Genomic DNA, 25011 nt, shown 5'->3' on the forward strand with positions numbered 1-25011 from the left:
TCCTATATAATATTGCCGGCTGCATGTACCATGATCTGAGTTGAGTTTATATCGTCCCCATTTAACTCAGCGGCAATTTCACCATCTCGAAAAACTAAAACTCGGTCACTAACACCGATAACTTCTGGCAACTCTGATGAAATCATAATGATAGAAATCCCTTTTTCAGTCAGAGAGCGCATTAACTGATAGATTTCTGATTTCGCACCAACATCAATTCCTCGAGTAGGCTCATCGAAAATAAGAATTTTAGCTTGCTTATTTAGCCAGCGAGCAATAACAACTTTTTGCTGATTACCACCACTTAAAGTGGAAACGGCAGTATGAGGCTCTGGTGTTTTAACTTTTACTTGAGAAATTAATTCAATAGATAAAGTGAGTTCTTTTTTATTTTGGATTAAAAATAATTTTTGAGCGTGGTTATTTAACCAAATATTCTCTTTTACAGAGAAAGGCAAAACAAGTCCTTGAGTTTTTCGACTTTCAGGTAATAAACCAATTCCTAATTGTAAAGCCGTCGCAGCTGATTTAATTTTGACTTCTTTACCTTCTAAAATAACTTTTTTCTTATAGGATTTATCAGCACCAATCATGGCAAGAATGGTTTCGGTACGGCCTGAGCCGACTAAACCAGCTAACCCTAATATCTCCCCTTTTTTTAACTGAATATGGTTTACAGGGCTATTAGCAAAACGCTGGACCTCAGCATCTAAAATGACCTCTTGTTGATCAAATTGGCGCTTATGAGGGTAAATATTTTCTACTTCACGACCGACCATCATTTCGATAATCACATCTAAATCGGTATCATCGACTTTACGCGAACCGATGTATTGACCATCGCGTAATACGCTGATAGTGTCACAGATCTCATAAATTTCTTCTAAATGGTGAGAAATAAAAAACATCCCAACCCCTTTAGCTTTTAAATCACGCATCACATCAAATAAATGATTGGCTTCATTTGGTGTTAATGTCGCTGTAGGCTCATCTAATACGAGGATTTTTGCATCTAAAGAAAGTGCTTTTGCAATTTCGACAAATTGTTGTTCTGCGATACTTAAATGGCTAATAGGTTCATCAATATTAATATTCACACCTAGCTCAGCTAATATCTCCTGAGACTTTTTACGCATTGATTTTCTATCTAATAAACCAAGTTTATTCTTTAACTCTCTATTTAAAAAAATATTTTCAAAAGCATTTAAATAAGGAATTAGTGAAAACTCTTGGAAAATAATACCCACACCCGCTTTAATGGCGTCTCTGTAGTTATGAAACGTATGTTCCTTACCTTCAATCAGAATTTGCCCGCTATCAGGTTTATGTATTCCACATAAAACTTTCATTAGCGTTGATTTGCCTGCGCCATTTTCACCTAATAATGCGTGAACCTCTCCTTTTTCCAAAGAGAGATTGATATTATCTAACGCCTTAACCCCAGGGAAAGTTTTGCTGACATCTTTTAATGCTAATAATTGCATCATATTGCTTCCCTATATTTTCTTCACCGCTTAAAAATGGGTAACAAAGTCATTTGGAAGATAAATATTCCAATATGCATTTTATTATTAATTGTTATTGGAGATGTATTGCACCTATACATAGGATATGGGTGCAATACATTATTTATAAAACGAACGATTACCAGTGGAAATCTTTAGCGTTAGTTTTGTCGATTAACTTAACATCAATAGGGACTTCTTTCGGTACGTTAGCGCCCCAATATTTTGCTAGCCCCATTGCTAAGCCAATGCGGACTTGGTCACGCGGGAACTGCGCAGAAGTTGCGATAAACGGAGAGTTACCTTTTGCAATTTCAGCAACAGCTTCAGGTGAACCATCAACACTGACCAATTTCACATCACGACCAGAGGATTCAATTGCGGCTAATGCACCTAAAGAACCGACATCATTAACACTGAAGATCCCGTTTAGTGTAGGGTTAGCTTGTAGCATGTTTTCTGTGACATTCATTGCAGTATCACGCTCTTGCTTACCGTTCAATTTAGTCACAATCTTGATATTTGGATATTCTTTCATGGCGGCTTCGAAACCGCGAACACGTTCTAGAATTGGGACTACTGGAATACCATCTAAAATAGCGACTTCACCTTTACCACCAAGTGCTTCACCTAGGCGTTTACCTGCCATTAAGCCCGCATCGTAGTTTTTAGAACCTACAAAAGAGTCTATTGGCCCATTTGCTTGCGCATCAATAGCGATGACAACGACGCCGGCTTTCTTCGCTGCAAGTACTGCAGTTTCAGCACCGACACTATCGGCTGGGTTGATTAGCAAAATATCGATTTTTTTCTGTAACATATCTTCGATATCGCTGGTTTGTTTTGAGACATCATGAGCGGCGTCAGAAATATATAATTGTGCACCCATATCGCCTGTTGCGCTCTCTAAGGCTTCTTTCATGGTGACAAAATACTCGTTATTTAGCTCTTGAAACGACATGCCAACGGAAACTGGTTTAGCCGTAGCGTTAAACGCCATACCTAAGGTTAGTACACTTGCAGCTACAGCTAACTTTTTGAATTTACTCAACATAAGATGTTCTCCTAAACGAGCGTTTAATTATATGTAGGGTATTACTTTGTTTAATGTTTATTTGAATTATCAATTGCGACAAACGGTTAATATATTTATGGTTTAATGACGACTTTAATTGAGTCTGCCGATTTGGCCATAACAAAGGCTTCTTCCCAATCATCGATGGAGTAGAAGTGGGTAACGATATCATCGGCACTGACTAAACCACGGCTAAATAGGTCGATAGCGACTTCATAGCTGTATGGGCCTAAGTGAGCTCCGCGGATATCTAATTCTTTACGGTCACCAATAATCGACCAGTCAACGGTTGTTTCTTTACCAAAGACGCTAAACTCAACGAAACGCCCCAATTTACGGATCATTTCTAGGCCTTGAGTAACGCCAATAGGTGCGCCTGTCGCTTCGATATAAACATCGCAACCGTAGCCTTCGGTCATCTCTTTAACTAGTTTGATGGCGTCTTCTTTAAGCGGGTTGATCACCACGTCAGCCCCAAATTTTTTTGCTAGCTCAAGGCGTTCATCAATAGCATCGATAACGACCAGTTTTTTCGGAGTTTTCAGTTTAGCAACTTGGATCATGCATAATCCAAGAGGCCCAGCACCGGCAATGACGACGACGTCATTTAAGTCAATATCACCACGGCGTACCGTGTGAATAGCACAAGCCATTGGCTCAATTAAAGCGGCATCTTTATCCGAAAGTTCATCAGGGATTTTGTGAATAATTGCACGTTCAGAAAACCGCATATATTCAGCCATACCACCATCGGCAACTTCTTTTTGGAAGCCATAGATATCATGGGTTTCACACATCCAGTATTTACCAGATTTACAGAAACGGCATTCCCAACAAGGAACGATTTGTTCTGCTAGTATGCGGTCACCTACCTTTAATTTAAATTTTTCGGCAGAGCCTTCACCTAATTCAGCGACACGACCATAAAATTCATGGCCTGGCACTACAGGTGCTTTGATCCACGGGTCATCTCCCCAGAACATTTGAGCACCATCATTCGCTTTACAGTCACCAGCACAGATCCCGCACCCATCGACTTTGATAACAACTTCTCTATATCCTGGTATTGGTCTTTTTATATTTTCAAATCGGTAATCATGGGGACCATGACAAACAACGGCTTTCATTTTTTCAGGTAGCTTACTCATGTTCTAAAACCTCTTTCTAGTTGTTAGCCCTAATGTTGACGTCAACATTAAGCGTTTTTTTTATAACTCATGACTTGATTTTTTAACGCTTAACTATCAATAACGGTACGAATGTAAGAAAAATGGTTATTTAATGTTATAGATAAAATAAATTTTTTTTAATATGACGACGTCGTCATTTTTGAAACTAGGTATTTAAAAAACTAAAATTTGTGATTTAAATCCTAATTTTAGTCGTCTCTCTAAGTGTTTTCATTAGTAAATGGGAACGCTATGGATGTTTGTAATGCAATGAAATTAAACATAAAAAAATTCTCATTTCTCGATTTACTTCTTTTTAAGAAATGAATGTAACGCCGAGTATAATTATTTTAACTATTTTCAGAAGAGGGGAATGTATGCAAAAACATTTCAGCTCACATTTTTCAATGAAAATAATTTTAATGATTATCAAATAAAGTGATCTATATTGGTGAAATAGCCATTATTTTAAGAAATAAAATTTTATTTAAAAAGACTAAACAGAGTAATAGATAATTTTGATTGGTTATTGCTACTATTTTTCTTAAGAATGACTTTTACAAAAAAAGAGCTTTATACTTTGTTGTAATTTATCAAGCAAAGCATAAAGCCAATTAGAGCCAATATTTAACTTCATTTTGTTAAGGAAACTGTCGAACTACTATTAAATAAAGTGGTGCGAGGGGGATTCTCTCGCACCGAAAGCAGAAGGTTAAACGACCATCGGTGCAATGATAAAACCGAAGGCGACACCTGCAATTATTCCGCCTAGCCCTGGTAACATAAATGGGTGATTTAAAATGTATTTTCCGACGCGTGTAGAACCGGTTGAGTCAAACTCTATTGCGGCTAAAGACGTTGGATAGGTAGGCAGAACAAAAACCCCAGTGACGGCGACAAAAGATGCCAATATAGCCCATGTTGGAACATCTAAGGCAATGGCTAAAGGAATAATTAATGGTGTGGTGGCACCTTGTGAGTAGAGTAATGCGCAGGTAAAAAATAGCACTAAAGCTAACAAAATAGGGTAGGCGGATAATACATCTCCAGCGATGGCTTTAATTTGGTCCATATGCGCATCGACAAATGTAGTTCCTAAAGTCACGATACCTAATATGACCGCGAGGGAGCTCATTCCTGAACGGAAAGTTGGCGCTAAAACAATTGAATTTGGCGATGTTTTACAAAAAACAACCATTAAACACGCAGCACTGAGCATACAGATAATGATGATATCTCGAGTTCCCATGGGTTTACCAATATCAAAACCAGGGCGCAATTGAGGGAATGCAGCTAGTATAACGATAGCAAACGTCGCAATAATAAATAGGACGACAGAGAATTTTTCTCTCGTAGTGCTCTCGCCTTTTTTCTCTTCGTATTTATGAACTAACCCTTTTTGTAGGCGTTCTAAATAAACCTCATCATCTTCTAGTTCACAGCCTTGGCGTGATGCGATAAATGCTGCGACCATTGCTGCGACGAAAGAGGCTGGTAGACAAACAGACATAACCACAATAAAGGTAACACCATTCCCTTCCATAATGGTTAACATGGCAGCCATCGCCGCACTGATTGGCGAACCAGAAATGGCGATTTGGGATGCAACAACTGAGCCTGCTAAGGTTCTGGATGGGCGGATACCCGAATCTTTCGCAATTTCAGCAATCACGGGGAGCATGGAGAACACAATAAAGCCGGTTCCTGCCATGATAGTCATTACCCAAGTTGTAATTGGTGCTATAATATTCAAATACTTAGGGTTTTTACGCATAAATTTGCTGGCAAGGCGTACCAAGTAATCCATACCTCCAGCAGCTTGTAATGCGGACGCTGCAACTACGACGGTCATAATAATTAAAATAACATCGACAGGGGGAGAGCCTATAGGTAAACCAAATCCAATCGTTAAGACGGCTAAACCTAATCCACCGCATAGCCCTATACCTATTCCTCCCATACGTATACCGAAGAAAATTGCGCCTAATACCACAATGATTTCTAGCCAAACCATAATCGTCTCCAATAGACAATATATTGTCATTAGTAATATAAAAATTAATTTTTGATAATTAATATGAGTTATAAATGTTTTTATGCGTTTCTATTTATCATTAGATTTTGTCGTCCAACTCTATTTTCATACCAATGAATACTGGCTCTGACTAATGAGCTGGTTGAGTCAATGTATTTTTCAGGGTATTTATTTGTTTCATTTTCTAGAATGACGGGAACTTCAGTACAACCTAAGACAATAATTTCAGCACCTCGAGAAAATAATAATTCGGCTTGTTCTTTCATGATGGATTCCGCCATTTTTTTATTTCCCGACTTTAATAAATAAATGCTTTTCATTACCATCTCTTGGCTTTTAATATCTGGAGTAATACACTTTAATTTTTCATTCTCTATATTTTTTTGATATAACCCCATAAGCATAGTGGCATTGGTTGCTAATAAACCGATATGTTTTTTCTTAGTGGCTAGTACTTCCATCATTGTCGTTTCAACAATACTTAGCATATCGACGTGACAGGCCTGCTTTAGCTCGTCAAACCAAAAATGTGCAGTATTACAAGGGATAACAATACATTCAGCACCAGCAGTTTCGAGTTTTTTTAAATAATCAGTCATTAAGGGTAAGGGGGATACGCCATGGTTTAATAACGCTTCAGTACGGTCTGGAATATCAGGAATGGATGATATTATTAAAGGGATATGCTCTTGGTCTTTATTTGCGACAGTATAGTTCACAAATTTATTAAATAAATCGACGGTGGCAGCAGGCCCCATTCCTCCTAACACTCCAATTAAACCTTTCATTTTAATACTCCTGCCTCATACACCTTAATTTATAAAATAAGGGTAGTGAGATGTTATATTACTTAAATTATTTAACATATAAGTTAATATTTAATTAGCTATTAACTTATTTATCCCTGATTAATCTGTGGTTAATATTTATCAATGTTTATCTAGGAAGAGAAATGCAAGTAAGTATGGTTTGATGCAAGATACGCATTAAAAATTAATCCTAAAATTAAATTATTTTAATAATGTAAGCTGAAAGGCTGAGTAGCATTGGCTTTGTGGAAAAGATATGAAATAAATAAAATTGGTTTTTGATTTTTGTTAATGTTTTAAATGGTAGGCTTATGCATAATACAAATAATGAATCTACAATATCAGCTTAATATTTTAACTAACAATTAACTTAAGATATCAATAAAAAAACTTTTAATGTTTTATATTTTAACAGCAAGTCCACTTAAGGCTTAATAACATGAAAAATATAGAAACAAAGTGGCTATATGATTTTTTAACACTGGAGTCATGTCGGCATTTTTCTCATGCAGCAGAACAACGAAATATTTCTCAACCTGCTTTTAGTCGCCGAATCAAGGCATTAGAAGAAGCAATAGGTGTTGAATTGTTTGATAGAACCACATCCCCTTTACAGCTTTCTGAAGAAGGCAAAATATTCCATTCCCAAGCTCGTAGCTTATTGCAGCAATTAGAATGTAACTTAAATGAATTATCTGGGCACAATGTGCTGAGTCTGCCCAATATTAAAATTGCTGCGGCGCATTCGCTGTCATTAAGCTTATTGCCTAAGTTAGTTCATGCATTATCAGGTTATGGGGAAGAATTTGTCTATCATGTTGAAGCCATTGATGTGGTTCAAGTGGTAAATACGTTGCGAGAAGGGAAGAGCGATTTTATCATTTCATTTTATGATGAGGATTTAATGCAGTCGCCATTTTCTTGTTTAAATGTGTTTGAGTCCGAGTTGTACCCAATTTGTGCAGCGGATGAGTTTGGCAAACCGTTATTTGATATCTACCAACCTCAAGTACCGTTATTGAACTACACCAGTGCTTCTTATATGGGAAGGTTAGTTAATCGTCGATTAAGTGAGTTTGGTGCGATTAACTCTAAAACACTCTTTATGTCATCAATGAGCGAATTGCTAAAAAATATGGCATTGGATGGTCATGGAATTGCATGGTTACCGATTTACTCGGTAGTTAATGAGTTAAAAGAAAAAAAACTAGTCTGTCTCAACACCCCAGAATTAACGATACCTATTCAAGCTTACATTTACCGCATGGATACTCGCTTGAATAAAACAGCAGAGGATTTTTGGCGTATTTTAAAGAAAAATATTCCAGAAGATTTACGGCATTTGTAATGGAAAAGGAATAATTTATGATACATAACATCTGGATATATTGAGCGTTATCCTACGATGATATTGATGGGGTCTTAGCTGGTAATTAAGTCATAAGGTGTATAAAAGACCTCTATTTAGGTAGCCAGATTAATTATGTAGCCTTAATTTTAGCTTGTATTCCGTCAATGATTATCAGCGCTTGGGGTCTTACCCTGAAAAATAGCTTTAGTTTTTAGTGAATGTTTAAGCTTATCGTTGCTGAGAGAGTATTTTTGGGTGTGTGACCAACACCTATTTGGAAAACATGTTTAGGTTTCTTTAAAGAAAACTTTAATTTACTCTCTTTTAGATTGTCTTATTTGGATTGGTTATTTGTGGTTAAAAGAAAAAAAGTACTTTAATAGACAAAATATTATTAATGTATTCTCTTCAGCGTTAGCTAAAAATGAGAATGAGTGTCAATAAGTTTTGACTTTACTTAAAAATTGATTATCGGAACTGTATTAAATACTAAGCTTTTACATATCTGTGATATGGCAAAATCAGCCTACTGTTATAGGTAATTTTTGCTATAGCTTTTTCCCTTAGGGGCTGCTCATATATTAGGGTAAGCTTTGGTTTTTATATAACCATCTGTAATTAAAGGGTTTGTTTTTATCGGTGTGTTGTGAAGTAGCAGGCTTGGGATGAAAAAGCTTGCCGGATAAGTCGAGTAGTTATTTGCTTATGCTAACGAAAAATTTAAAAATATAGTAGGTGCTTTTTATTTGGATATTAAAAAACAGAGGAATATCATTTATTGACAATTGAAAAATGAACTAATTGTTTTTATTGAATTTAGTTTCGATTTTTTTATTGATAATCTTACTGATCACTCTATTATGAGTATAGTTTCAATTATAAATCATTTCTAATATTTAAATATTGTTATGTTAATTTAGGAGTATCCATGGAGAATATATTGTCAATTTTGGATGTCCCAAATACTGCATTTATGCTGCTTTGTACGAGCCTTGTTATGCTAATGACTCCTGGACTTGCTTTTTTCTATGGTGGATTAGTCTCTCGTAAAAGCGTTATTACCATTATGTCCCAGAGTTTCTTTTCTATGGGCTGGGTGGCAATTATTTGGTTTGTTGTTGGTTATTCATTATCGTTCGGTCCCTCGATTAATGGGATTGTCGGTGACCCATTTTATTATGCATTCTTGAATAACATAAGCCCTCAAACGATGTATACCGGTAATGATGGCGGCTTACCAATACTGGTTCATTTTGGATATCAAATGATGTTTGCGATTATTACTCCAGCCTTAATTACCGGAGCTTTCGCAAATAGAGTTAATTTCCCTGCTTATCTCGTATTCTTAACCCTATGGACATTATTTGTCTATGCACCGTTCGTTCATATGGTTTGGAGCCCAGATGGTATTTTCGCTAAATGGGGGGTTGTTGATTTTGCGGGTGGTATTGTCGTTCACGCAACAGCAGGTTTCGCTGCAATTGCTTCAGCGTTATATGTCGGTAAAAGAGCCGTTAAATCGGATGGTACTCACAATATTCCGTATATTGCACTTGGCGCGGCTTTATTGTGGTTCGGTTGGTATGGTTTTAACGCGGGCTCTGAATTGCAAGTCAATACTGTAACTGTTTCAGCGTTTATTACTACAGATATCGCCGCCGCATTTGCAGCAATTACTTGGTTTATTATTGAACGCTTCCATACAGGAAAACCTAAACTTGTCGGTTTTTTAACAGGGGCTGTAGCAGGGTTAGCTACTATCACACCGGCTTCGGGGTATGTTTCAATAGGTTCTGCAGCAATTATTGGGGTTATTGCCAGTATCGTCTGCTATACCTGTGTTTTCTTAGTCCGACGCCATTTAGATGATGCATTAGATGTTTTCGGTGTGCACGGTGTCGGTGGTATTACAGGCTCAATTTTAGTCGGTGTATTTGCATCAACGGTTTGGAATGCGAAAGGTCCCGCGGGGTTAATTGAAGGTAACGGCATGCAAATTGTGAAGCAAACTGTAGCTGTTGTCTTTACCAGTATTTGGTCCTTTGTCTTTACAATCTTAATTCTTTGGATAATCAATAAATTTACGCCAGTTAGAGTCGACCAAAATGCGGTTGGTGACAATTTAGATATTGTTGGATTTGACGAAGACGCGTACCGAGAAAAAGCAGATTAGTTAGCAAATATATTGTTTCTTGCAGTTTATCCTAATTGGTGGGTTTATTTGAACCACCGGTTGGGGTAGCTGCTAAATACAGCTGGTAATTTAGGATGGGTATATGAAAAAGAAAATAGCAATAGCTATTCAGGCTATTTGTTTTATGGGGCTATCGATGGGTGCAAATGCTGCGACCGATACACAGCAACCACAAACTTTGCGTCTAGCGATTGGCTCTGAACCAACCGAGGGTTTTGACCCAATGTTAGGTTGGAGCCACGGCAGCTATTTACTTTTACATAGCCCATTACTCAAGCAAAAAGCGGATTTGTCATGGCATAGTTACATGCTTGAGAAATATGAACATTCAGATGATGGTAAAGAGTGGACATTAAAATTAAAGGATGGACTTAAATTCTCCGATGGCTCCCCTTTAACGGCAAAAGATGTCGTTTTTACCTATAACAATGCCGCAGCAAGTGGTGGAAAAGTGGATATGGGGAACTTTGCTAAAGCGCAGGAGATTGACCCATCAACCGTTAAAATCACATTATCCTCACCCCAAAGTACCTTTATTAACGTTTTGGGCTCATTAGGCATTGTTTCAGCAGATAAATATGATGCAAAAAAATATGCACATAACCCTATCGGAGCAGGCCCCTACCGTTTAGTGAATTTCCAGCCGGGCCAGCAATTAATCGTAGAAAGAAACCCTTTCTATGCGGGGCCTAAAAACGATTTCGATAAAATGGTTTTTGTCTTTCTCAATGAAGATGGCGCTTTTGCTGCCGCTCAAAGTGGTGAACTAGATATTGTACGCATTCCCGCAGCGGTCGCGAGTAATGCTAAAGATGTTAAAAGTATGAAACTAATTGAACGTCATAGTGTTGAAAACCGAGGGATCTCATTCCCAATTCCGCCAGCGGGCGAGAAAAATGCCTCAGGCGACCCAATTGGTAACGACATTACTTCTGATGTTGCTATTCGCAAAGCGATCAATTACGCCATTGACCGCAAACTATTAGCAGATGCTGTTTTAGAAGGTTTTGCTATTCCTGCTTATACGGGCGTTGAAGGCTTGCCTTGGAATAACCCTCAATCTTCGTTTAAAGATGGAGATATTGAAAAAGCGAAATCTATACTGGAAGACGCTGGCTGGAAAATTAATAAAGACGGCTTAAGAGAAAAAGACGGTAAGGTTGCGAAATTGACACTGTGGTATGCCAGTGGTGATAGCACTCGTCGTGATTTAGCTCAAGCCGTAAGGGCTAGCTTAAAGCCGATTGGTATTGAGATGGATTTAAAATCAGGCAGTTGGGAAACCGTGGAAAAGTACATGCATGCCAACCCAACATTATTTGGGTGGGGGAGCCTTGACCCAATGGAACTGGTGCATAACTACAGCAGCAAAGCGGCGGGTGTCGGGTTTTATAACGCAGGTTACTATAAAAATCCCGCAGTTGATAAGGTGATAGAAGAAGCACTTCGCCAACCAGATCAAGATGCCGCTATTCCATTTTGGCAAAAAGTGGATTGGGATGGACAAACAGGAACTGGTATTCAAGGTGACGCCGCTTGGGCTTGGTTAATGAACGTACAACACCTTTATTTATTGAATAACTGTGTTGAGCTAGGTAAAGGGGCACCTGAAATCCACGGTTCATGGTCAGTGTTGAATAATGTTGATGACTGGGCTTGGACCTGCAAGTAATGCGGACAACCATAGGGCTTTTGTTCAGGTTTATCTGTTTATTAGTGGTGACTGCATTTGGGGTTTTTATTCTCCTTAGCTATTCACCTATAGACCCAATTAAAGCCTATATTGGTAATGATTTAATGCATGTTCCCCCAGACCAGTATCCGTTGATTGCGGCTCGCTGGGGGCTTGACCAACCATTGTGGATGCAGTTTTGGCGTTGGTTTTCTCAGTTGTTACAAGGTGATATGGGGTATTCCATGCTCTATAACATCCCTGTATCACAGGTGATTACCGATAGGTTAGCGCCATCGTTAGCTTTGTTATTATCGGCGTGGCTGTTTTCTGGGGTGATTGGTTTTGGTTTGGGGCTGATAGCAGGGCGCTACCTAAATAGATGGCCAGATAAAATTATTTCAACGCTATCTTATTTATTGGCGTCGATCCCCGTTTTTTGGGTTGGTTTACTGTTATTGTCACTTTTTGCTGTTTCACTACAGTGGGCACCGATTTGTTGCGCTTGGCCGATTGGCTTAGATGAACAATCATCCACACTGTCACAAAAAGTGCACCATCTTGTGTTACCTGTAGTGGCTCTAGGGATGTTAGGCATTGGTAATATAGCTCTGCATACTCGTTCGAAAGTTGCTGAGGTGATGAACAGTGAGTTTATCCACTACGCGAAAGCTCAAGGGGATAAAGGGTGGTCGATGATAAGCTTTCATGTGGTAAAACATGCGATTACACCCGCAATATGTTTACAGTTCGCCTCTATTGGTGAGTTGCTCAGCGGAGCATTACTAGCAGAAAAAGTGTTTGCTTATCCTGGATTAGGCCAAGCAACCATTGATGCTGGCTTACGTGGTGACATCCCTTTGTTAATGGGGATCGTGATGCTATGTGCGGTAGTGATTTTCTTTAGTAATAGTATCTCTGACATGATGCTTAAGAGAGTGAATAAAGGGGTACTCCGAGAGCCATGACTTATAACCCAAATAAAGCCTTAATTAAGTTAGTTATTTCATTGTTATGTTTATTGGTTTTAGGGGCTTATGCCGCATGGCTTTCTCAAACTGATGTGGATGTGAATTTACTCGACCGTCGACAAGCACCTTCATGGGCACATTTATTCGGTACGGATAATTTAGGTAGAGACTTGTGGGACAGAGTATTTCAAGGAATAGCGACCAGCTTACAAATTGGCACCACCGCTGCATTATCGAGTGGAGTGATAGCGCTTGTGATGGCAAGTTTATCTTCGTTCAGTAGGACGATGGATTATGTTATTCGTGGCTGTATTGACTCCCTGTTAGCCTTGCCTCACTTGCTATTATTGATATTGATTTGCTTTACGTTAGGTGGTGGAAAAGTGGGCGTAATTTGGGCTGTTGCTTTGACTCACTGGCCAAAGCTAACGTTGGTCTTACGTTCCGAGTTGCTTCGAGTGCAACAAACAGATTACATCATGTTATCGAAACGGATTGGAAATAGTGCGCTTTACCGATGCCGATATGACTATTTACCGATGATCCTTTCACAATGGTTAGTAGGGACGTTATTGATGTTCCCACATGCGATATTACACAGTGCGGCATTGAGTTTTTTGGGTTTTGGTTTGTCTCCACATGAAGCATCGTTAGGTATTTTACTTTCCGATGCATTGCGTTACTTAAGTACTGGTGCGTGGTGGTTAGCCATGTTTCCGGGCGTCGCATTAGTTGGGTTAGTGCTGTTATTTGATCAGTTTGCTAAAGCGGTACAACAATTATGGTTGAGGAGCGATTGATGCTAAGTTTTGATAACCTAACGATTGATGTTGCGAAATTTCGCTGGCTAGGCAAAAAGCGTTGGTCTCCACTTTTACAAGATATCTCATTGGATATTGCGCCAGGTGAAATGGTTGCATTGGTAGGAGGAAGTGGAGAAGGGAAAAGTTTACTTCTACAAAGTAGTTTAGGTTTATTACCTGAAAATATGCGTTGTCGCGGTGATATTGTATTAAATGGGTGCCAGTTGACAGAAAAGTCAAAACAACAATATCGCGGTAATTCACTGTGCTATATCCCACAAGGGGTTAGTGCATTAAATCCACTCATTAAGATAGGCCCTCAACTTGAACGTGCTGCGGTATTAAGTGGGCAGCATATTAAAATGCATGACGTTGCATTGCATTTACAGCAATACAATTTACAAGCAGATTTAATTCATAGTTATCCCAATAAGCTTTCAGGGGGAATGGCAAAACGCGTTCTCGCTTGTAGTGCGACGCTCTCCCAAGCTGAATATATTCTTGCGGATGAAATTTCATCATGGCTAGATGATGAACATGCGATACAACTTCTACAACATATCAAATCTCTTTGCTTTGCTGGTAAAGGTGTTTTATGGGTTACTCACGACCTTGCAATGGCGGTGCGTTTTGCTGATCGCATTGCGTTATTGCGTAATGGTGTTTTAGAAGAAGTACTCAGCAGTGAAATATTAAAGCAAGGCGGAGGAGGGAAGTGGTTTCAATCTCTATGGAATTCTTTGCCTGAACAACAGTTTATGAATTGGACTCAGTGAATAAATATTATTTAAAAATTAAATGTAGGAAGTCACTAATAAATAAAAACTCTTATTTCGACTGTCTTAATTTGAATGTTTATTGGTGTGAATTTTATTTATTTAACTCGTCGTTATTAGATATTTAACTCAATTTATATTTAAAAATAAAATGAGTTATTCGCTCATAAAATGATTACTTATCAGTATTAACACTAAGCTTTATCAATTGAGGAGGCGTTATGCAGTTAACCCCAAGAGAAATTGAAAAATTGATGGTTTACACACTTGCTGATGTGGCTGAAAAACGCCGCGCACGTGGCGTGAAATTAAATTATCCCGAAGCCGTTGCCATTATCACGGTTACTGCACTTGAAGGTGCCCGTGATGGTAAAACCGTTGAGGATGTGATGAAAGAAGCAGCGACTGTTTTAACAAAAAAAGACGTTATGGATGGCGTGGAAGACTTAATTCCAAATGTTCAAGTAGAAGCTATTTTTACTGATGGTACTCGTTTAGTGACCGTCCATAATCCGATTAAATAAATGAAGGATGAGGTGAAATATGAGTAATTCAAAAACAAACATTAAAGCCCCGACTCCTTTAGGTGGTGTTATTTTTGCAGATGAGCCTATTGAGTTCAACGTTGGCAAACCTGAAACAAAAATTAAAGTCCGTAATACCGGTGACAGGCCTGTGCAAATTGGTTCCCACTTTCATTTTTTTGAAGTTAACCATGCATTAGAGTTCGACCGTGCAGCGGCTTACGGTAAGCGTTTAAATATTGCCTCTACAACGGCAATTCGTTTTGAGCCAGGTGATGAAGTAGAAGTTTCACTGATCCCTTATGGCGGAAAACAAAGTGTCTATGGGTTTAATAACCTTGTTGATGGTTGGGCGGGTGACAACGTTGCCGCTACTGAACGTCCTGCTAAAGCAATCGCCTTAAATAAAGCAATTGCTCGTGGTTTTAAGCATAAGGAACAGTAAGCGCGTTAGATGTCAGTAATGATGAATAACAATGCACCTTCTTAACATTAAAGGTAAATAACATGCCAAAAATTTCTAGACAAGAATACAACGGTTTATTCGGGCCAACAGTAGGCGATAAAATTCGTTTAGGCGATACCGACTTATATATTGAAATCGAAAAAGATTTACGTGGATATGGCGAAGAGTCTGTCTATGGTGGAGGTAAATCTTTACGTGATGGTATGGGAGCAAATAACACTTTTACCAGCGACAATGGCGTTTTAGATTTAGTTATCACTAACGTCACCATCGTGGATGCACGTTTAGGTGTCATTAAAGCCGATGTGGGGATTAAAGCGGGTAAAATTGTTGGTGTAGGGAAAAGTGGTAACCCAAATATTCAAGATAACATCACACCAGGCATGGTTGTCGGGGTATCTACGGATGCTATCTCTGGTGAACATTTAATCCTAACGGCTGCCGGTATTGATACCCATATCCACTTGATTTCTCCGCAACAAGCCTATGCCGCGTTATCAAATGGTGTGACAACTTTCTTTGGTGGCGGTATTGGCCCAACTGATGGAACTAACGGTACAACAGTGACGGCAGGCCCTTGGAACATGCGCTCTATGTTACGTGCTATCGAAGGTTTACCTATTAACGTGGGTATTTTAGGGAAAGGTAACTCGTATACACGTGAGCCACTTATCGAACAATTAGTTGCAGGTGCTGCGGGGCTGAAAGTTCACGAAGACTGGGGCGCAACAGGGAACGCTATTCGTCATGCGTTACGTATTGCTGATGAATTTGATGTACAAATCTCAGTGCATACAGACAGCTTAAATGAAGGTGGTTATGTTGAAGACACCATCGAGGCCTTTGAAGGTAGAACTATTCACACCTACCATACAGAAGGTGCGGGTGGTGGACATGCTCCAGATATCATTAAAGTTGTTAGCCAACCTAACGTATTACCAAGTTCAACCAACCCAACGTTACCGTTTGGCGTGAATAGCCAGTCAGAGCTATTTGACATGATCATGGTATGTCATAACCTGAACCCAAATATCCCTTCGGATGTGTCATTTGCGGAAAGCCGTGTTCGCCCTGAAACCATTGCAGCAGAAAACGTGCTGCATGATATGGGCGCTATTTCGATGTTCTCAAGTGACTCACAAGCGATGGGGCGTGTGGGGGAAAACTGGCTACGTATTGTCCAGACTGCGAACGCCATGAAAGCTTCCCGTGGCAAGCTACCTGAAGATGCTCCGGGTAATGATAACTTCCGTGTTCTGCGTTACGTGGCAAAAATCACTATCAACCCTGCAATTGCTCAAGGCATCAGCCATATCTTAGGCTCGATTGAAGTTGGCAAAATGGCCGATCTCGTATTATGGGACCCACGTATGTTTGGGGCTAAACCAAAACTGGTCATTAAAGGTGGCATGATCAACTGGGCTGCAATGGGTGATCCAAATGCATCCTTGCCAACACCTCAGCCTGTTTTCTATCGTCCAATGTTTGGTGCGATGGGTAAAACTGTCAATGACACCTGTGTGACTTTCGTTTCACAAGCAGCATTAGATGATGGCATTAAAGAAAAAGCCGATCTTGAGCGCCAAGTGGTTGCAGTCAATAACTGCCGAGCTATCGGGAAACGTGATTTAGTGCGTAACGGTGAAACACCAAATATCGAAGTTGATCCTGAAACTTTTGCTGTAAAAGTGAATGGTGAACACGCAACTTGCCAGCCGATTAGCGAAGCTGCAATGAACCAACGTTATTTCTTTAGCTAATCAGTACATGTTTGGATTATCTGCCCGCCGGTGGTGGGCAGAATTAACATAAAAGGTAATATTATGATCATTATTGAACATATTCTTGGCAATGTTAAAAAAGACCCAGTGTGGCAAGCACGTCAGAAAAATGCTGATGTTGATATTTTGATCCTCGATCAACGAGAAGCTCAGAAAAGCCGCTGCCGTAAAAATACCGAAAAAGGCCAAGATTTAGGTATCGCGCTGGACAGGAATGTCTTGTTATCTGATGGCGACGTTTTGCTATTTGATGAAGCTACCAACGCAATGACGATAGTTCAGATCTCCTTACGTGACGTCATGATGGTCAACTTATCCCACCTAAAAAATCTAAGTACAGAAGAACATATTCGTATTAGCTTCGAATTAGGGCATGCATTAGGTAACCAACACTGGAAAGCCGTTTTAAAGGGAGACCTTGTTTACGTACCGCTAACGGTAAGTGAAAAGGTAATGGGGTCGGTCATGCGAACGCATGGTTTTGGTGAAGACACCTTTACCTTCGTGAAGGGCGAAACTATTTTACCTGAATTGAGCCACTCTGAAGCGCGTTTATTATTTGGTGGGGCAGAAGAAACGGATACGCATGTTCATGTGGAATTAGGGCAGATCCACGGACACAGCCATAGTCATGGGCACAGCCACGATCACAACCATGATCATCATCATGACCATGGGCACTCTCATACACACAAATAACGTTCGTGTTAATGAGTAAGGAAAGTGATATGGAAGCATCTGACCTAATTAGAATTATGCAGTTTGGTGATTCAGCATTGCCAATTGGTGCATTTACATTTTCAAATGGGGTTGAATCCGCCATTCAAAAAGGTGTTGTCCACGACAAAGAAACGCTGAAATCCTTTGTTCACACGTCTTTGAAGGTTGCTGCACATTCAGATTGCATTGCTATTGTGGCTGCACATCGCGCCACTCTTGCTCAAGATAGCGACACATTGGCGAAAATTGATTGGGCTGTAAATAACCGCAAGCTGAATGAAGAAGCACGAATAATGACAACCCGAATGGGGAAAAAACTCGCTGAAATCTCAGTTCATATTTTTGAAGATCCACTAGTGAGTGGATGGCTTGCAAAAATCAAAGCGAATGAGGTTCCGGGAACCCAGCCGGTGATACAAGCCATGGTTATGGCAGTACAAGGAATAACAGAAAGAGATGTTGTCGTGATGCACCAATATGGTATTGCCATGACAATTTTAAGTGCGGCGATGCGATTAATGCGTATCACACACTATGAAACTCAGCATATTCTTTTTGAATTAAATGAAGAAATTAAGGTTTTTTGTGACATCGCAGCCTGTGGTGACATAGAACAAATGTCCTCATATGTTCCTGTTATTGATGTCTTAGCTGCGGTACACACTAAATCATTTGTCCGTTTGTTTATGAACTAACGAACAACTAAAAATTTTGGGGAAAAACGATGAAAAAAATGACTCGGATCGGAATTGGTGGGCCTGTTGGCTCAGGAAAAACTGCAATTATTGAAGTGATCACCCCGATCCTTATTGAAAGAGGCATTAAGCCGCTAATCATCACAAACGATATTGTGACGACCGAAGATGCGAAACAAGTAAAACGTACCTTGAAAGGTATTCTTGATGAAGAGAAAATTTTAGGTGTTGAAACGGGGGCATGTCCTCACACTGCGGTACGTGAAGACCCAAGCATGAACATTGCTGCAGTTGAAGATATGGAAGAACGTTTCCCTGATAGCGACGTGATCATGATTGAAAGTGGTGGCGATAACCTTACTTTAACTTTTAGTCCTGCACTAGCAGACTTCTACATCTATGTCATTGATGTAGCTGAAGGTGAAAAAATTCCACGTAAAAATGGCCCAGGTTTAGTACAAGCTGATATTTTAGTTATTAATAAGATTGACTTAGCGCCTTATGTTGGTGCTAGCCTTGAAGTGATGGAACACGACACGAAAATCGTTCGTGGCGACCGTCCCTATGTACTAACCAACTGTAAAACAGGGGAAGGGGTTATTGAGTTGGTTGATATGATCATGGATAAATTCCTCTTTACGCACCAAGTTCCAAGGGGGTAAAGATGACGAATTTCAGGGCAGATATAGCAAATACTCCAACGCGTGTTAAAGCTCATATTTTAGGCAGCAATGCACCTGAACTCGCCGCATATCAAGATGAACCGAAACAAATGCAAAGTGGTGCTGTTGGTAAAAGTGGTTACTTAAAATTAAGGTTTGCTCAAGGTGAATATCGTAGTGAGCTGGTGGAAATGGAGCGTCGTGTTCCCTCATTAGTGCAAAAAGCACTTTATTGGGATGAACTGATGCCCCAACTGCCTTGTGTCACGATGATTTCAACTTCAGGTAGCCTATTACAAGGTGACCGACAAGCCCTTGATATTATTGTTGAAAAGGGGGCTTGTGCTCATGTGACAACGCAGTCTGCGACCAAAGTTCATATGATGGAAGCGAACTACGCCACACAGTACCAGAATATTGTCGTTGAGGAAGATGGGTATTTAGAATATTTACCAGACCCAATCATTCCTCACCGTAATTCTCGGTTTATTACTGACACGCGGATTAATATTCATCCAAGTGCAACGATGATTTACTCAGAAATACTGATGTCAGGTCGAAAATATCATCACCCAGATGAGCAGTTTGGGTTTGATGTTTTTTCATCACATATTCGAGCAGAGTCATCGTTAAATAAAGAGTTGTTTGTTGAAAAATATATTTTAGAGCCCAAAAAGGCACCGCTAAACATTACTGCGGTTATGGATAGCTTCGATACTTTTGGCAATGTGATTTTACTGACACCTAAAATTCATCATGAACGCATTTTAGAACGGTTAGATGCGATATATGACCCGAAAAATGAAATTGCTTTTGGGGCAACTCAATTACCGAATGAGTGTGGGTTAATATTTAAAGCATTGGGGGTTGATAGTCCAAAAGTGAAGGATGCCGTCAGGTATTTTTGGCAAATAGCGAGAGAAGAAATATTAGGTATTTCGCTACAAGAACCTTTTTTATGGCGTTAAATATTTTTTAGCAATGAGATACACAGTAGTCATAAAGTGACTGAAATAACCTTTTGGGTTATCAAGGTAATTTATTAATATATTATCAGTAGAGTGATTTTTATAATTTCTCTACTGATATTCCTATTAAGGAATTTCACGATGGAAAAAACAATAAACCAGAACGCTTGGAATAAGTTGGCCAGCGAAAATATAGCGATACAATTTATTGATATCGTTTTGCGTGGCTGTGCTCAAGTTATGTTTCAAAATAACGCACTAACCGGACTTCTATTTTTTATTGCGATTTTCATCGGTGCTTTTTTAGAAGGGATGCCGCAAGTCGCTCTAGGTTGTTTGTTAGGCACCGTTGTCGCTACACTTACAGCTTATATTAGTAAGTTAGATACTGAATCGTTGCGTTCAGGGCTTTATGGTTATAATGGCTGCTTAGTTGGAGTTGCACTACCGACTTTTTTAGAGAATACCCCATTTGTTTGGTTAACTATCGTATTAGGGAGCATTGTTTCCGTTATAGCCACTATCTCTTTAATGGATTTTCTAAAAAATTGGAAAGTCGCAGCATTAACTGCTCCTTTTGTTTTAGTATCATGGATTATTCTGCTCGCGAGTTATAACTTCTTAGGTATTGAAGGCGTTGCGCTACCAACTCCTGCTCTGCCAAAACAACTTATTGAACCTATTGGGTCAATTCCTCACAGTGACCTAATCGCTGATATTTTTCGTGGTGTTTCTGAAGTATTTTTACTTAGCAGCATGGTTGTCGGTATCATTTTTGTAATTGGTCTAGCGGTGAGTTCTATGTGGGCGGCGATATTTGCCGTATTTGGTTCTCTTCTTGCTTTTATCGTTGCGACCTTTTTAAAAGGTGATTTTGCGAGTATTCACACTGGTTTATATTCATTTAGCGCTGTATTAACCGCGATTGCTCTAGGTTCTACGTTTAATAAACCGAGCTATCGGGTGGTGGTTTATGCCATCGTTGGTGTGATATTCACCGTATTTGTTCAAGGCGCACTCGACATTATTCTTGAACCATTTGGTATCCCGACTTTAACGATGCCATTTGTTCTAGCATCATGGCTATTTTTAGTACCGAACCAAGATATTATGCCTAAGCATCGGCAATAATATTGCAATAAAACTTTTTGGTATTCAATTATGAAAAAAAATGCAATATATAAATATATTCAAAATATGAGAATGCTACGCATAGTGCTCTCATTATTAATACTTGCTGATGGGGGCTTGATTATTTCCCCCATCATTTCAACTTATGATTTCCATTTATACTCGCAGCATCTAGGTTTTGTTGATTGGCTACAATCTTTAGGTTTAGTTAAATTATTAGATATTCCAAGGTTTGCTATTGGTGTAGTGCTCATTATTCTTGCTATTCCTGTTTATTTAGGACTGCGTATAGGTTGGTTATTTAGCTGCTTTATGCTGTTCATTATTATGTTAATTAACTTGGTATTAGCGAGAGAAAATGCGCTGACTGGAACCTTTTCACTAATAGTGTTGATTATTGCCATTGCAAATTGGAAAGCATTTAATCGCCATAGCTTATCTGGCGCTGGCTTTGTTGCTTTTATGAGCTTAAGTGTCCTACTGGGCTATTCTGTATTTGGGACTTTGTATTTAGGCGAACAATTTCAACCTCATGTTACTGATATCTCATCCGCATTCTATTTCGCTTTAGTTTGTATGACGACAGTCGGGTTTGGCGATATTATTCCGATTAGTGTTGAAGCTAGGTTATTTACAATTTCGATTGTTATTTTAGGTATTACAATTTTTACAACCTCTATTGTCTATTTCCTAGGGGTATTTGCAAAGAGCACACAAGAAATTGTTAAGAAGAGATTATTTCGTATGAAAAACCATTACATTATTGTTGGCGCAAGCCCTTTAGCTTTAAACACCTACCACGGATTAAGAAAACGCGACTTAGACGTCATGGTACTTTGCCATGAAGAACAGAAAAAGAACTATCCAGATAATGCGCAAGTTATTGCCACGGAGAAAATTAATAAACATACATTAAATAGCGCTAATTTAGGCCAGGCTAAAGCATTATTTATTCTAGGTAGCTCTGATTCTGAAAATACTATTTCTATGTTAGCGGCGAAAGAAATTGTTGGCGGAAACATTAAAAGTGTTATTGCTGTCAATGATGATAAAAATTACGAAAACATGCAGTTATTGCATGCAGACTTGCTTATTTCTCTCTCATCTTTAGGGAGTGAAGTGTTGATTAAAATGATTTTTGGAGAAAATATTAATAACCAAGTGATGGAAAATATTATCTTTTCAAACAACATCTTAGATTCATAGTATGCAAGGGTCTCAATTGTATAATTGCTGTTATGGAATATCTACAGCTTTATCATTTATACGAAGAAATAAAAATATAGATAAGAGATAGAGAATTTATTATGGATCTAACCGTTATTATTTTTATTTTAGTGTACGTCGCAATGGCTTTTGGGACTTTCCCTGGGATTAAAATTGACCGTACTGGCGCATCTGTAGCGGGTGCATTGGCCATGATAGGGTTTGGGATTATCTCGCCAAAATTATCTTGGGATGCCATTGATTACAGTGCAATTGGGCTATTATTTGGTTTAATGGTGGTATCCGCATCATTTACGGTATCAGGTTTTTATCACCAAGCGGCTCAAAAAGTCGCTAGCTTAAATATTAGCCCACCCAAATTAATGGCGGTTTTCATTATTGTTGGGGCACTTCTTGCTTCAGTACTTACAAACGATATTGTTGTCGTTGCAATGACGCCTTTATTGGTGTCTATCACGTTATCTCGAGGCCTTAACCCTATTCCTTTTTTACTTGGCTTTTGCTTTGCTGCCAATAATGGTGCCGCCGGTTCTTTAATTGGTAGCCCTAAAAATATGGTTGTTGCACAAGGATTGGACTTATCTTTTATTGGAATACTCAATATTACGGCTATTCCAGTATTATTTTCAATTCCAATTGTATGGTGTGTGATCTCCTTACTTTATCGTAACCGCTGGTATTTATCTGAAGATAAAAAATCATTAATGTCTAGTGGTGAGCCTTCAGTTATTGAATTTAATTGGTGGGAAACAATAAAGGCCGCTACAGTTTTATTTGCTGTTATTTTGGCTTTTTTATTCAGTGATTTGCCGCGTGAGCTTGTTGCATTATCGGCAGCATGCTTTTTATTGTTAAACAGAAAAATAGCGTCCAGTGACATGTTAAAGCATGTTGATGGTGACTTAATTCTGCTAATGATGGGGCTATTTATTATTAATGCCGCATTTTCAAATACGGGTATTCCTCAAGAGATACTACATTACTTATTGGGTAAAGGTATCGACCTAAATAGCCCGATTACGTTATTTTTAGTCACTATCGTGATGAGTATTTTTGTCGGAACCACACCAACGGTTATTTTATTGATCCAGTTTGTTTACCCTCATGGCAATGTTGATCTACTCGGTGCAGCGTTAATTTTAGGTGCTTGTTTTGCAGGTAATATATTTATATTCGGTAGTATTGCTGGAATTATTGCCGTTGAACAATCTTCAGCCCACGGCATTAAAATATCGTTTTTAGAGTTCACTAGATCTGGCGGTATTATTTCCATCATTTGTATTTTTATTGCTGTTGTTTGGTTATCCATCTATTAGCTTATAGAGAGCTGAAAATATGTTAGAAGTTAAAAACTTATGTATAAAGCAAGATAACCGAACCTTATGGGATTCGCTTTCTTTTTCACTGGATAAAAATGAGCGATTAGGGATTTCAGCACCGAGTGGTTTTGGTAAAACAACCTTGGGCCGTGTATTAGCACAATGGCAAATACCGACCCAAGGAAATGTATTATTTAATGGTAAAAGTTTATCTCAAAAAGAATATTGTCCTATTCAGTTAGTTCCTCAGCACCCTGAAAAATGTTTTAACCCGTACCGGACAGTAGGGGAAAGTGTTAGGGATGCTTGGGAGCCTGACCCATACTACCTTGAAAGGTTGTTCATTAAATCAGAGTGGTTGGTTAGAAGGCCAAGTGAGCTTTCTGGTGGTGAACTTGCTCGAATTGCCTTATTAAGAGCCTTAGACCCAAGAACAAAAATATTAATTGCGGATGAAATTACCGCACAGTTAGATGCGCATTTACAGAAAGATATATGGCAGTTTTTAATTCAACTTTCGGAAGAAAGACCATTATCGATGATTGTTTTTAGTCATAATAAGTTCCTATTGGAAAAGGTGTGTACATTGGTTTGGAATATGGCAATATCAGAATGAATTATCTTATAAAGCTAAATAAGATTACTGGCTATTTAATATCGTCATTTAACGATTATTTATTAACGATGTTCAATTAATGTGTGTGCTTTAATTTAAATTCTAAAAACGATGTCTTTATATCTATGATATTAAATAGAGGGCGTTGCAATGGTAGCTGTTGATATTTTATTAGTCGGTTTTGGCGGCGGTATTGGTTCATTACTGCGGTGGTGGATTGGTCGCTTAGTGGGGGAGCGTTATCATGGGAAATTCCCATTATCAACATTCATTATTAATATTTCAGGAGCATTTGTTATTGGTTTTTTAAGCCGTTATTTTGCGATCGATTGGGATGACCGTTATGGTGCATTTCTACAATCAGCAATTTTAACTGGATTACTGGGGGGGTATACAACGTTCAGTAGTATGCAGCTTGATGCCTTGAAGTTAACTCAAACTAGACAAAAATTGCTCGCCTTATTTTATTTATTACTTTCGGTTTTAGTTGGGTTAGCTGCGGCATTTACTGGTGCTTGGTTAGCAAACTAACAGGGGCTAAA

The 25011-nt window shown here is 38.9% G+C and carries 23 protein-coding genes; 18 read left to right on the forward strand and 5 right to left on the reverse strand.

What is annotated here, in order from left to right; genetic code table 11:
• Nucleotides 1–2: 2 nt before the first annotated feature.
• The 5 genes from ACHB7C_RS12840 to ACHB7C_RS12860 all read right to left on the reverse strand — a co-directional run bounded on the left by ACHB7C_RS12840 (nt 3) and on the right by ACHB7C_RS12860 (nt 6572).
• Nucleotides 3–1487 carry a sugar ABC transporter ATP-binding protein gene (locus tag ACHB7C_RS12840; RefSeq protein WP_042848784.1) on the reverse strand — a complete coding sequence of 495 codons (1485 nt, stop codon included), beginning with the start codon at nt 1485–1487 and terminating at the stop codon, nt 3–5.
• Between the two features lie 157 nt (nt 1488–1644).
• Nucleotides 1645–2505, reverse strand: a complete 861-nt coding sequence (locus tag ACHB7C_RS12845; protein ID WP_370661211.1) for an ABC transporter substrate-binding protein — start codon at nt 2503–2505, stop codon at nt 1645–1647.
• Nucleotides 2506–2654: 149 nt separating this feature from the next.
• A complete protein-coding gene (locus ACHB7C_RS12850) occupies nt 2655–3728 on the reverse strand; it encodes a zinc-binding dehydrogenase (protein ID WP_042848783.1) in 1074 nt (357 codons plus the stop codon).
• A gap of 733 nt (nt 3729–4461) precedes the next feature.
• On the reverse strand, nt 4462–5763 hold the full coding sequence (locus tag ACHB7C_RS12855) for an anaerobic C4-dicarboxylate transporter (protein WP_042848782.1): 1302 nt from the start codon (nt 5761–5763) through the stop codon (nt 4462–4464).
• Nucleotides 5764–5843: 80 nt separating this feature from the next.
• On the reverse strand, nt 5844–6572 hold the full coding sequence (locus ACHB7C_RS12860; protein ID WP_166685456.1) for an aspartate/glutamate racemase family protein: 729 nt from the start codon (nt 6570–6572) through the stop codon (nt 5844–5846).
• Nucleotides 6573–7032: 460 nt separating this feature from the next.
• Here ACHB7C_RS12860 and hypT point away from each other — a divergent pair, with 460 nt between their 5' ends.
• From hypT to crcB, 18 genes are all read left to right on the forward strand, one after another.
• Entirely contained in the window at nt 7033–7941 is a 909-nt protein-coding gene (hypT, locus tag ACHB7C_RS12865; protein WP_042848780.1) for a hypochlorite stress DNA-binding transcriptional regulator HypT, read from the forward strand.
• A 931-nt stretch (nt 7942–8872) separates the two neighbouring features.
• On the forward strand, nt 8873–10117 hold the full coding sequence (locus ACHB7C_RS12870) for an ammonium transporter (protein ID WP_042848779.1): 1245 nt from the start codon (nt 8873–8875) through the stop codon (nt 10115–10117).
• A gap of 103 nt (nt 10118–10220) precedes the next feature.
• The gene (locus ACHB7C_RS12875; RefSeq protein ID WP_071547765.1) at nt 10221–11810 is read left to right on the forward strand and encodes an ABC transporter substrate-binding protein; all 1590 of its coding nucleotides are present in this window, start codon (nt 10221–10223) and stop codon (nt 11808–11810) included.
• Nucleotides 11795–12778: an ABC transporter permease gene (locus ACHB7C_RS12880; RefSeq protein ID WP_370661901.1), complete on the forward strand. Its 984-nt coding sequence runs from the start codon at nt 11795–11797 to the stop codon at nt 12776–12778. Before ACHB7C_RS12875 ends, ACHB7C_RS12880 begins: the two co-directional genes overlap by 16 nt.
• The gene (locus ACHB7C_RS12885) at nt 12775–13581 is read left to right on the forward strand and encodes an ABC transporter permease (protein WP_042848776.1); all 807 of its coding nucleotides are present in this window, start codon (nt 12775–12777) and stop codon (nt 13579–13581) included. The genes ACHB7C_RS12880 and ACHB7C_RS12885 overlap by 4 nt, the downstream gene beginning before the upstream one ends.
• Nucleotides 13581–14360: an ATP-binding cassette domain-containing protein gene (locus ACHB7C_RS12890; RefSeq protein ID WP_042848775.1), complete on the forward strand. Its 780-nt coding sequence runs from the start codon at nt 13581–13583 to the stop codon at nt 14358–14360. Before ACHB7C_RS12885 ends, ACHB7C_RS12890 begins: the two co-directional genes overlap by 1 nt.
• Nucleotides 14361–14581: 221 nt before the next feature.
• Nucleotides 14582–14884 carry an urease subunit gamma gene (locus tag ACHB7C_RS12895; RefSeq protein WP_042848774.1) on the forward strand — a complete coding sequence of 101 codons (303 nt, stop codon included), beginning with the start codon at nt 14582–14584 and terminating at the stop codon, nt 14882–14884.
• Nucleotides 14885–14903: 19 nt separating this feature from the next.
• Nucleotides 14904–15329, forward strand: coding sequence for an urease subunit beta (locus tag ACHB7C_RS12900; RefSeq protein WP_042848773.1), 426 nt, complete (start codon nt 14904–14906; stop codon nt 15327–15329).
• Nucleotides 15330–15391: 62 nt separating this feature from the next.
• Nucleotides 15392–17110, forward strand: a complete 1719-nt coding sequence (locus ACHB7C_RS12905) for an urease subunit alpha (protein ID WP_042848772.1) — start codon at nt 15392–15394, stop codon at nt 17108–17110.
• A 63-nt stretch (nt 17111–17173) separates the two neighbouring features.
• Entirely contained in the window at nt 17174–17830 is a 657-nt protein-coding gene (gene ureE, locus ACHB7C_RS12910) for an urease accessory protein UreE (RefSeq protein WP_042848771.1), read from the forward strand.
• 29 nt (nt 17831–17859) lie between these two features.
• The gene (locus ACHB7C_RS12915) at nt 17860–18546 is read left to right on the forward strand and encodes an urease accessory protein UreF (RefSeq protein ID WP_042848770.1); all 687 of its coding nucleotides are present in this window, start codon (nt 17860–17862) and stop codon (nt 18544–18546) included.
• A gap of 29 nt (nt 18547–18575) precedes the next feature.
• Nucleotides 18576–19208, forward strand: a complete 633-nt coding sequence (ureG, locus tag ACHB7C_RS12920; protein ID WP_042848769.1) for an urease accessory protein UreG — start codon at nt 18576–18578, stop codon at nt 19206–19208.
• A gap of 2 nt (nt 19209–19210) precedes the next feature.
• Nucleotides 19211–20176: an urease accessory protein UreD gene (locus tag ACHB7C_RS12925; protein ID WP_042848768.1), complete on the forward strand. Its 966-nt coding sequence runs from the start codon at nt 19211–19213 to the stop codon at nt 20174–20176.
• 141 nt (nt 20177–20317) lie between these two features.
• Nucleotides 20318–21307, forward strand: coding sequence for an urea transporter (yut, locus tag ACHB7C_RS12930; RefSeq protein WP_042848767.1), 990 nt, complete (start codon nt 20318–20320; stop codon nt 21305–21307).
• 30 nt (nt 21308–21337) lie between these two features.
• Nucleotides 21338–22513, forward strand: coding sequence for an ion channel (locus ACHB7C_RS12935; protein ID WP_042848766.1), 1176 nt, complete (start codon nt 21338–21340; stop codon nt 22511–22513).
• A 101-nt stretch (nt 22514–22614) separates the two neighbouring features.
• Nucleotides 22615–23850, forward strand: coding sequence for an SLC13 family permease (locus ACHB7C_RS12940; protein WP_042848765.1), 1236 nt, complete (start codon nt 22615–22617; stop codon nt 23848–23850).
• Between the two features lie 19 nt (nt 23851–23869).
• On the forward strand, nt 23870–24469 hold the full coding sequence (locus tag ACHB7C_RS12945; protein WP_071547770.1) for an ATP-binding cassette domain-containing protein: 600 nt from the start codon (nt 23870–23872) through the stop codon (nt 24467–24469).
• A 150-nt stretch (nt 24470–24619) separates the two neighbouring features.
• Nucleotides 24620–25000, forward strand: coding sequence for a fluoride efflux transporter CrcB (crcB, locus tag ACHB7C_RS12950; RefSeq protein WP_042848763.1), 381 nt, complete (start codon nt 24620–24622; stop codon nt 24998–25000).
• Nucleotides 25001–25011: the final 11 nt, after the last annotated feature.

Source organism: Providencia sp. 2024EL-00732, from assembly GCF_044006275.1.
In the GTDB taxonomy this organism is placed as follows: Bacteria; Pseudomonadota; Gammaproteobacteria; order Enterobacterales; family Enterobacteriaceae; genus Providencia; species Providencia huashanensis.

Bases quoted from the DNA above. Each gene is read 5' to 3' on its own strand.
- ACHB7C_RS12840 (WP_042848784.1), bottom strand. From the start codon at position 1,487: ATGATGCAATTATTAGCATTAAAAGATGTCAGCAAAACTTTCCCTGGG.
- ACHB7C_RS12845 (WP_370661211.1), bottom strand. From the start codon at position 2,505: ATGGCGTTTAACGCTACGGCTAAACCAGTTTCCGTTGGCATGTCGTTT.
- ACHB7C_RS12850 (WP_042848783.1), bottom strand. From the start codon at position 3,728: ATGAGTAAGCTACCTGAAAAAATGAAAGCCGTTGTTTGTCATGGTCCC.
- ACHB7C_RS12855 (WP_042848782.1), bottom strand. From the start codon at position 5,763: ATGGTTTGGCTAGAAATCATTGTGGTATTAGGCGCAATTTTCTTCGGT.
- ACHB7C_RS12860 (WP_166685456.1), bottom strand. From the start codon at position 6,572: ATGAAAGGTTTAATTGGAGTGTTAGGAGGAATGGGGCCTGCTGCCACC.
- hypT (WP_042848780.1), top strand. From the start codon at position 7,033: ATGAAAAATATAGAAACAAAGTGGCTATATGATTTTTTAACACTGGAG.
- ACHB7C_RS12870 (WP_042848779.1), top strand. From the start codon at position 8,873: ATGGAGAATATATTGTCAATTTTGGATGTCCCAAATACTGCATTTATG.
- ACHB7C_RS12875 (WP_071547765.1), top strand. From the start codon at position 10,221: ATGAAAAAGAAAATAGCAATAGCTATTCAGGCTATTTGTTTTATGGGG.
- ACHB7C_RS12885 (WP_042848776.1), top strand. From the start codon at position 12,775: ATGACTTATAACCCAAATAAAGCCTTAATTAAGTTAGTTATTTCATTG.
- ACHB7C_RS12890 (WP_042848775.1), top strand. From the start codon at position 13,581: ATGCTAAGTTTTGATAACCTAACGATTGATGTTGCGAAATTTCGCTGG.
- ACHB7C_RS12895 (WP_042848774.1), top strand. From the start codon at position 14,582: ATGCAGTTAACCCCAAGAGAAATTGAAAAATTGATGGTTTACACACTT.
- ACHB7C_RS12900 (WP_042848773.1), top strand. From the start codon at position 14,904: ATGAGTAATTCAAAAACAAACATTAAAGCCCCGACTCCTTTAGGTGGT.
- ACHB7C_RS12905 (WP_042848772.1), top strand. From the start codon at position 15,392: ATGCCAAAAATTTCTAGACAAGAATACAACGGTTTATTCGGGCCAACA.
- ureE (WP_042848771.1), top strand. From the start codon at position 17,174: ATGATCATTATTGAACATATTCTTGGCAATGTTAAAAAAGACCCAGTG.
- ACHB7C_RS12915 (WP_042848770.1), top strand. From the start codon at position 17,860: ATGGAAGCATCTGACCTAATTAGAATTATGCAGTTTGGTGATTCAGCA.
- ureG (WP_042848769.1), top strand. From the start codon at position 18,576: ATGAAAAAAATGACTCGGATCGGAATTGGTGGGCCTGTTGGCTCAGGA.
- ACHB7C_RS12925 (WP_042848768.1), top strand. From the start codon at position 19,211: ATGACGAATTTCAGGGCAGATATAGCAAATACTCCAACGCGTGTTAAA.
- yut (WP_042848767.1), top strand. From the start codon at position 20,318: ATGGAAAAAACAATAAACCAGAACGCTTGGAATAAGTTGGCCAGCGAA.
- ACHB7C_RS12935 (WP_042848766.1), top strand. From the start codon at position 21,338: ATGAAAAAAAATGCAATATATAAATATATTCAAAATATGAGAATGCTA.
- ACHB7C_RS12940 (WP_042848765.1), top strand. From the start codon at position 22,615: ATGGATCTAACCGTTATTATTTTTATTTTAGTGTACGTCGCAATGGCT.
- ACHB7C_RS12945 (WP_071547770.1), top strand. From the start codon at position 23,870: ATGTTAGAAGTTAAAAACTTATGTATAAAGCAAGATAACCGAACCTTA.
- crcB (WP_042848763.1), top strand. From the start codon at position 24,620: ATGGTAGCTGTTGATATTTTATTAGTCGGTTTTGGCGGCGGTATTGGT.